Genomic DNA, 7,944 nt, shown 5'->3' on the forward strand with positions numbered 1-7,944 from the left:
CTGGTTAAGCCTTGGTCAAGAAGTAAGTACAAAAGCTGAAGCTGCTGGTAATAAATTACCAAAAATCTTCAATGTAAACTGGTTCCGTCGTGATGCTGAAGGCAACTTCGTATGGCCTGGTTTCGGTCAAAACATGCGTGTTCTTGAGTGGATCATTGACCGTTGTGAAGGTCGTGCAAACGCTGTTGAAACACCAATTGGCCTTGTTCCAACTTACGATGACTTGAATTGGGAAGGTACTGAATTCTCTAAAGAAGAATTTGACCTTATCACAGCTCAAGATAAAGATCAGTGGGTTACTGAAATTGAAAGCCACACTGAGTTATTCAATAAACTTGGTGAGCGCTTACCAAAAGCATTAAAAGAACGTCAAGCAGCTTTACTTGAAGCTGTAAAAACTGGCTTCTAATTGCTAAATATAAAAAAGGTCGCCTTGTGCGGCCTTTTTTATTATGCGGCATCATCTTTTTGTCGACGTCCAGTCAAATAGCTTTCCAAATTTTTTACTTGTTTTTCATCAAATGCCAAACCTAACTTAGTTCTACGCCACAATATATCTTCTGCCGTATTTGCCCATTCATTTTCACATAAATACTGAACTTCAGATTCAAATAAACCGTGACCAAAATCTTGCCCTAATTGCTCAAGAGCTTTTCGCTCATGCAAAATATCCCAAACCCTAGACCCATAGGCATTTGCCCAGCGAGTAGCAAGCTGCTCGGTTATCCCTTCAACTTGGTTTTGAATCTTTATAACTAAATCTTCAAGTGTGGTCCAATTCTCCGCCCCAGGTAATACTTCATTTGCAGTCCACTCCTCTCCCATATCTGTAAAAAACGGGCCAAGTTGCTCCAGAGCCGATTCAGCTAATTTCCGATAAGTTGTAATCTTTCCACCAAATACCGACAGCAAGGGAGCTGTTTTATCTTCAACTTGCAATGCCAAAGTATAGTCACGTGTAACTGCAGACGGATTATCTGACTCATCATCACATAAAGCTCGAACTCCAGAAAACTGACTGACGATATCTGTACGGGTGAGCTGCTTTTTAAAATGTGAATTTGTGACTGTCAAAAGGTAATCTATTTCCACATCGGTAATCTCTACCTTTTGTGGATCATCTAAATATTCCTGATCTGTCGTACCTATTAATGTGTATTTTTCTAAATAAGGAATGGCAAACACTATGCGTCGGTCTTCATTTTGCATAATAAATGCTTTATGACAATCATAGAGTTTAGGCACAACAATATGACTACCTTGTATCAGCCGAATTTGATATGGCGATTTTAATTGTAGGTTTTCACTAATAATTTCTTCGGCCCAAGGACCTGCTGCATTCACTAAGGCTTTTGCTCGTATTTGATAAGACTCAGCCCCGCTTTGTAGTTCCAAATGCCACAGTTCTTGTTGTCTATAAGCCTTAACACATCTTGTCCGCGTTACAACTTTGGCACCCTTCTCTTTAGCTTGTAGCGCATTCAACACAACAAGACGTGCATCATCTACAGTACAGTCCGAATATTCAAAGCCACGCGTTATAGCGGGTTTTAGGGGACTATCTTCTTTGAAATAAATAAGATTTGACCCTAATAATTTTTCTCGTTTTCCTAAATGATCATAAAAAAATAGGCCTGCCCGAATTAACCACGCAGGACGCAAATGTGGCCGATGAGGCATAATAAAACGCATTGGTTTAATAATATGCGGAGCTTTAGCCAACAAGACTTCACGCTCTGCTAAAGCTTCTCTAACCAACCGAAATTCTTTATGTTCTAAATAGCGTAAACCGCCGTGAATTAATTTACTGCTCGCAGATGAGGTGTGACTAGCTAAATCATCTTTTTCACATAAAAATACCGATAAGCCACGGCCTGCTGCATCATTAGCAATACCGACGCCATTAATACCGCCACCAATCACGGCAATGTCATATATTTTTGAATAATCATTAGGCTGTACTGTCATTTCTCATTTTCTTTTTATTGTTGATCTTATAAAAATTAAAACATCAAATTGATGAAACAACAATCAAAAAAGTAGAATAATCAATTTTAAATAATCAAGTATTTACCGTTAATTGATTATCCTACTATTGAATTTAACCAGTTAAAGAACAGATCAATCCTCAGCCCAACTTTGACTACGCTTAACTGCCTTCAGCCAACCTTTATAAATAACTTCAGATTGCTCAGAAGACATTTTGGGTTCAAATACTTTTTCTATCGCAGACTTATTTCTTAACTCATGAAGATCTTGCCAGAAACCCGTTGCCAATCCTGCAAGAAAAGCTGCACCTAAAGCAGTAGTTTCTTTCATTATTGGGCGTTCTACTGGGGTTGATAAAATATCAGCTTGAAATTGCATCAAGAAATTATTTTCTGTTACTCCACCATCGACTCTAAGTGTACGAAGCTCTTCTTCTGCATCTTGCTGCATCGCATCAAGTACGTCTCTTGTCTGGTAAGCAATTGACTCTAAAGTTGCACGAATAATATGTTCTATACTTGCTCCACGAGTGAGACCAAAGATTGCCCCACGCGCTGTCGGGTCCCAATAGGGAGCACCTAAACCTGTAAAGGCAGGTACAACATATACACCATTGCTGTCTTTTACACGTGTTGCATAAAGCTCAGAGTCTTTAGCGTTCTTAATTACCTTTAACTCATCACGAAGCCACTGTACGCAAGAGCCACCATTAAACACGGCACCCTCTAAGGCATAGTTCACTTCACCATTTGCACCACATGCAATCGTCGTCAGTAAACCATGCTCTGAACGAACAATCTTTTTACCTGTGTTCATGAGTAGAAAGCAGCCTGTGCCATAGGTATTTTTTGCTTGTCCAGGTTCTACACACATTTGCCCGAAAAGTGCAGCTTGTTGATCCCCTGCTATACCGGCAATTGGAATCCCCACTTCTTGCCCGCTAATGGTATGTGTGTATCCATACACCTCAGATGAACTACGCACCTCTGGTAGCATTGCTCTAGGAATATCTAAAGCTTGTAAAAGTTTTTCATCCCATTCGAGCTTTTCAATATCAAAAAGCATGGTTCGCGAAGCATTGGTAAAATCAGTGACATGGGCTGCGCCATTGGTTAATTTCCAGATTAACCATGTGTCCACCGTACCGAACAATAACTCCCCTTGCTCAGCACGTGCACGGCTTCCTTCTACATGATCCAAAATCCATTTTATTTTGGTAGCAGAAAAATAAGGATCAATAACTAAACCTGTTGTTTTACGAATATATTCTTGCCAACCCGCTTTTTGTAATTGATTACATATTTCAGTTGTCTGTCGGCTTTGCCAAACAATTGCATTGTAAATCGGCTTGCCTGTTTTCTTATCCCATACAATTGTGGTTTCCCGCTGGTTTGTAATCCCAATTGCTGCGACTTGTTCACTCTTGATGCCAGCTTGAGCTAGAGCTTCTACCCAAACAGCACTTTGTGTGGCCCAAATTTCCATAGGATCATGCTCAACCCAACCTGGCTGCGGATAAATCTGAGTAAATTCTTTTTGAGCAATACTTACAACGTTAGCATCATGATCTAAAACAATTGCTCTTGAGCTTGTTGTTCCCTGATCAAAAGCAACAATATATTTTTTCGGGCAATTTGACATCTGAATGTCCCTTTCATTATCCACACACATCTAGCCCATAATGCCAAGACATCATGCCTAACTGTATTTATTTAAAATTTTCTTTGGAATATATCATTATTTTTAAGAGATATAGGTTTTCTTGGCTTAAACATTACGCATTCTTTATCACTTTTTACTACTTGGAAAAAATAGTATGTCAAAGATTGGAGTAAGACTATAAAAATGAGCTGATCGGCCAATTTGAAATCACATGAATATTCAACTTATTCCTTTGCTTAAATAATAAACATTGTTTTACAGACATAAAAAAAATAAAGTGAAATACTCCTCTGGATAATATGTAAAAACGGAATAAAACTTCTCTTTTTTAGCATTCAACCCAAGCGAAACATGGAGCGACTCATGGTTGATCAACCTTCTACCGCAACAACTCCGCATTCTAATTTAGATACAAAAACCCGGCTAAAATCAATTTTGGGCGGTTCCGCGGGTAACCTTGTCGAATGGTACGACTGGTACGTATATGCCGCATTTACGCTCTATTTTGCTCATGCATTTTTCCCAAAAGGAAGTCAAACAGCTCAACTTCTTCAAGCGGCTGCAATTTTTGCTGTAGGTTTTTTAATGCGCCCGATCGGTGCATGGATTATGGGAATCTATTCAGACCGTAAAGGACGTAAAGCAGGTCTCACTCTTTCCGTTACTTTAATGTGTGTAGGTTCACTTCTTATCGCCGTCACACCAAGTTATGAAAGCATTGGTGTATTTGCACCTCTTTTATTAGTCGTCGCTCGTTTAATTCAAGGCTTAAGCGTAGGTGGTGAATATGGCGCTAGTGCCACCTATTTAAGCGAAATGGCCGAAAAAAATCGGCGTGGTTTTTTCTCAAGCTTTCAATATGTCACCTTAATTGCAGGACAACTGACGGCCCTATGTGTTCTTTTAATATTACAAATGGTATTAACCGAACAACAGTTGCATGATTGGGGATGGCGTATTCCATTCTTTATTGGCGCTTTACTTGCCATTGTTGTGTTCCGTATTCGTCGTGGCTTATTAGAAACACAATCTTTTAAAAATGCTCAAGCTGAAAAAGACCAACCAGAATCAGGCATGTTTGCTTTATTCAAGCACTACCCGAAAGAAGCTTTTACAGTATTATTTTTAACAGCTGGCGGAACTTTAGCTTTTTATACCTACACCACGTACCTACAAAAATATTTAGTGAATACTTCAGGATTTACAAAACCCGAAGCCACTCAAATTACCACGTTAGCGCTATTTATTTTCATGTGTTTACAACCTGTAGCTGGTGCTTTGTCAGACCGAATCGGACGTAAACCACTTATGATTGCCTTTGGTGTAACTGGGGTTTTATTTACTTATATTTTATTTAATGCCCTTGCAACCACACACAACTATTGGACTGCATTCTGGTTGTGTTTGGCAGGTCTAGTCATGGTAACGGGTTATACTTCAATTAATGCTGTAGTTAAAGCTGAGCTCTTTCCTGCGCATATTCGAGCTTTAGGGGTAGCTTTACCCTACGCGATTGCCAATACATTATTTGGCGGTACAGCAGAGTTCTTTGCTTTAAGTTTTAAAGAAGCTGGACATGAATCTTGGTACTTTATTTATGTGAGTATTATGATCTTCATTTCACTTATTATTTATATTTTTATGAAAGATACTAAGCATCATTCAAAAATTAAAGAACATTAATATTTTAACAAAAGAGCTAATATCGCCAGCCGATGTTAGCTTAAATCGTGCGATTAAGCCCCAACAATTACTGTGTTTTATGAGATACTAGAGATAAGAATATAAGGATGATACTGATGAATAGAAGTATTTTATGTTTGGCATTAAGCAGTATGTTTATTTTAACTGCTTGTCAGACCACCCCTCGACAATATAATGGCTCAACTGGCTATCAAATTGAAAACCAAACAAAAACTTCGGCAACTTTAGCTTATACATTGGCTAGCCGCACTAATCAGCAGTTAGACGAACGTAAATTGCAACGTGCTTGTCAAAATGTATTAGGTGCTCAAAAAGTTTATAAATTATCAGTACTAAGCATTAATGAGATTTCAAACCCGGCTAAACAAGAACATTATGGTGTTCAATTGGGCGAAACTCGTGCCTCATTTGGTTTATCTAATACACCAAGCTTAAACAATGGCGAAGACTATGCGACTCGCCAAGCACTTGAAGCACGTCCAAGTACGTTAAAAGTAGTTCGTTATACTTGCTCATAATATAAATAAGACGCTGTTCTTTTACAGCGTCTTATAAAAACTTACATTTCTAAATTCTTTAGCTTCATCAAGATCTGGCCATGTTGATGCGCTTCTTTCATCAATTTTTTGATATTTTGGATGACTAAAGTTTTTAACACGGCTATCTGCGACCCAAACCTCTGGCGCAAATTTCAAGAATTCATCTAAAAAGAAACGGTTGCACTGGTCATACAACACATCAGCAGCCAATAAAACATCAACTTGCTCTGCTTTATACAAATCGTCCAGATATTCCAGCTCAACATCATTCAATAAAGCATTTTCACGGCAGGCAGCAAGACTAACTTGATCAATATCACAACAAATTACTCTTTTAGCACCAGCCATTTTAGCTGCAATTGCGACTACGCCCGAACCTGCACCAAAATCTAGAACAACTTTATCTTTAACATGATGAGGCTCTGCAAGTAACCACTGCGCCATTGCTAAACCAGATGCCCAGCAAAAAATCCAATATGGCGTGTCATTCCAGATACGGCGAATAGCCTCATCATCTAAGCGATCAGTTGGGAAAACGGGTGGAATCAACCATAAAGAAATAGGTGTTTCTGGTAACTGTTGTGCCATCAACTCACAATGAGGAATCACTTCATGCAAGGCTTGAAGTAAATGTTCAGGGGCTTTGGTAAGTTGGAAAGTGCAGCTCATAAATAAGCTCAACAATTTATAATTACTATTTGATTAACCACATTGCGAGCAAGACTAAAACAGCGGCTTATAACATGATAGCGTTTAGTTACTAAAAAATACGTTAGTTCAATTCCAATGTATTAATTACAGCAACCGTTTTGGTCTTGCGTAGCTTCGCTACTCATCCCGAAAGAAAAGTAACATACGTGCTCCTAACATTTACGCTAAACAGTAGGACGCCGTCGTGAATAAATTAAATTAACCTAAAGCTTTTTCAGCAGCTTCTACAGTTTGACGAATCAAAGTTGTAATTGTCATTGGACCTACACCACCTGGTACTGGCGTGTAAGCAGAAGCAATTTCTTCAATACCTTGTAGCTGGATGTCGCCTACACCACCACCATCGCGTGGATGGAAACCAGCATCAACAACTACTGCACCTTGTTTAATCCAGTCTTTTTGGATGAGTTCAGCTTTACCTACAGCACCAACAATAATGTCAGCTTGTTTCACAAGCTCAGCTAAGTTTTGTGTGCGTGAATGGCAAATCGTTACTGTTGCATTCGCTTGCAATAGCATCATTGCCATTGGTTTACCTAAAATTGCTGAACGACCAACCACAACTGCATGCTTGCCAGCAATTTCAATGTTGTTTTCTTTTAAAATGGTCATAATGCCCGCAGGAGTTGCTGAACCATATGCAGCTTCGCCCATAGCCATACGGCCAAAACCAAGACAAGTTACACCATCAACATCTTTAGCTAATGAGATTGCATCAAAACATGCGCGCTCATCAATTTGTGCAGGAACTGGATGTTGTAGAAGAATACCGTGAACATCTGGATTAGCATTTAGCTTTTCGATTTCAGCTAATAATTGTTCTGTTGTAGTTTCTTGTGATAACTCAATTTTTAAAGAATCCATGCCTACTCGACGGCAAGCATTTCCTTTCATGCGTACATAAGTTGCAGATGCGCCATCATCCCCAACCAAAATAGTCGCTAAAATTGGGGTACGACCTGTTTTAGCTTTTAAAGCTTCAACACGTACTGACAAATTTTCTTCAATTTGCTTTGCTAATGCACGACCGTCTAAAACCAATGCCACAGCACATCTCCAAGGTAGACATGAATTTAATGTGCCAATAATACATGATTATTTGGACAAATTTATTCTAGATGTTGCTTTTATGTTCATCTTATCTCAAAACAGTATTGTTTTTTTTCTAAAGGTTGCTAATATGTGCATCACCAAATGTAGGCGGGGTGGCAGAGTGGTCATGCAGCGGACTGCAACTCCGTGGACGCCGGTTCGATTCCGACCTCCGCCTCCAAACTTGGTAAAGCCCGGGTGGTGAAATAGGTAGACACAGGGGATTTAAAATCCCCCGCCCACAAAG

Annotated in this window: 7 protein-coding genes and 1 tRNA gene; 4 read left to right on the forward strand and 4 right to left on the reverse strand. The window is 39.2% G+C overall.

Annotated elements, in window-relative coordinates; genetic code table 11:
• Window positions 1-409 (forward strand): phosphoenolpyruvate carboxykinase domain-containing protein (locus ODQ17_RS18825; protein WP_322905569.1); only part of this gene is annotated, 409 nt, incomplete at its 5' end.
• A 41-nt stretch (window positions 410-450) separates the two neighbouring features.
• On the opposite strand, the gene glpD is transcribed toward ODQ17_RS18825, so the two are convergent.
• Window positions 451-1,968: a glycerol-3-phosphate dehydrogenase gene (glpD, locus tag ODQ17_RS18830; RefSeq protein ID WP_151768409.1), complete on the reverse strand. Its 1,518-nt coding sequence runs from the start codon at window positions 1,966-1,968 to the stop codon at window positions 451-453.
• A gap of 153 nt (window positions 1,969-2,121) precedes the next feature.
• Window positions 2,122-3,630 (reverse strand): glycerol kinase GlpK, encoded by a 1,509-nt coding sequence (gene glpK, locus ODQ17_RS18835; RefSeq protein ID WP_322905571.1) that lies wholly within the window; start codon window positions 3,628-3,630, stop codon window positions 2,122-2,124.
• A 372-nt stretch (window positions 3,631-4,002) separates the two neighbouring features.
• Between glpK and ODQ17_RS18840 the strand changes: the two genes are divergently transcribed.
• On the forward strand, window positions 4,003-5,334 hold the full coding sequence (locus ODQ17_RS18840) for an MFS transporter (RefSeq protein WP_252612214.1): 1,332 nt from the start codon (window positions 4,003-4,005) through the stop codon (window positions 5,332-5,334).
• A gap of 116 nt (window positions 5,335-5,450) precedes the next feature.
• Window positions 5,451-5,873: a hypothetical protein gene (locus ODQ17_RS18845; RefSeq protein ID WP_322905573.1), complete on the forward strand. Its 423-nt coding sequence runs from the start codon at window positions 5,451-5,453 to the stop codon at window positions 5,871-5,873.
• Window positions 5,874-5,894: 21 nt separating this feature from the next.
• Here the strand turns inward: ODQ17_RS18845 and ODQ17_RS18850 are convergent, their stop codons facing one another.
• Entirely contained in the window at window positions 5,895-6,563 is a 669-nt protein-coding gene (locus ODQ17_RS18850) for a class I SAM-dependent methyltransferase (RefSeq protein WP_322905575.1), read from the reverse strand.
• A 240-nt stretch (window positions 6,564-6,803) separates the two neighbouring features.
• On the reverse strand, window positions 6,804-7,652 hold the full coding sequence (folD, locus tag ODQ17_RS18855; RefSeq protein ID WP_005307926.1) for a bifunctional methylenetetrahydrofolate dehydrogenase/methenyltetrahydrofolate cyclohydrolase FolD: 849 nt from the start codon (window positions 7,650-7,652) through the stop codon (window positions 6,804-6,806).
• Window positions 7,653-7,804: 152 nt separating this feature from the next.
• On the opposite strand from folD, the gene ODQ17_RS18860 reads away from it, so the two are divergent.
• Window positions 7,805-7,878: transfer RNA gene (locus tag ODQ17_RS18860), tRNA-Cys, on the forward strand.
• The last annotated feature ends 66 nt before the right edge of the window (window positions 7,879-7,944 follow it).

Origin of the sequence: Acinetobacter sp. IRS14, assembly GCF_034650275.1 — a bacterium.
GTDB classification, from domain to species: domain Bacteria; phylum Pseudomonadota; class Gammaproteobacteria; order Pseudomonadales; family Moraxellaceae; genus Acinetobacter; species Acinetobacter oleivorans.

Excerpts from the sequence above, each read along its gene's own strand:
- ODQ17_RS18840 (WP_252612214.1), top strand. The coding sequence starts at position 4,003 with ATGGAGCGACTCATGGTTGATCAACCTTCTACCGCAACAACTCCGCAT.
- ODQ17_RS18845 (WP_322905573.1), top strand. The coding sequence starts at position 5,451 with ATGAATAGAAGTATTTTATGTTTGGCATTAAGCAGTATGTTTATTTTA.
- glpK (WP_322905571.1), bottom strand. The coding sequence starts at position 3,630 with ATGTCAAATTGCCCGAAAAAATATATTGTTGCTTTTGATCAGGGAACA.
- ODQ17_RS18850 (WP_322905575.1), bottom strand. The coding sequence starts at position 6,563 with ATGAGCTGCACTTTCCAACTTACCAAAGCCCCTGAACATTTACTTCAA.
- glpD (WP_151768409.1), bottom strand. The coding sequence starts at position 1,968 with ATGACAGTACAGCCTAATGATTATTCAAAAATATATGACATTGCCGTG.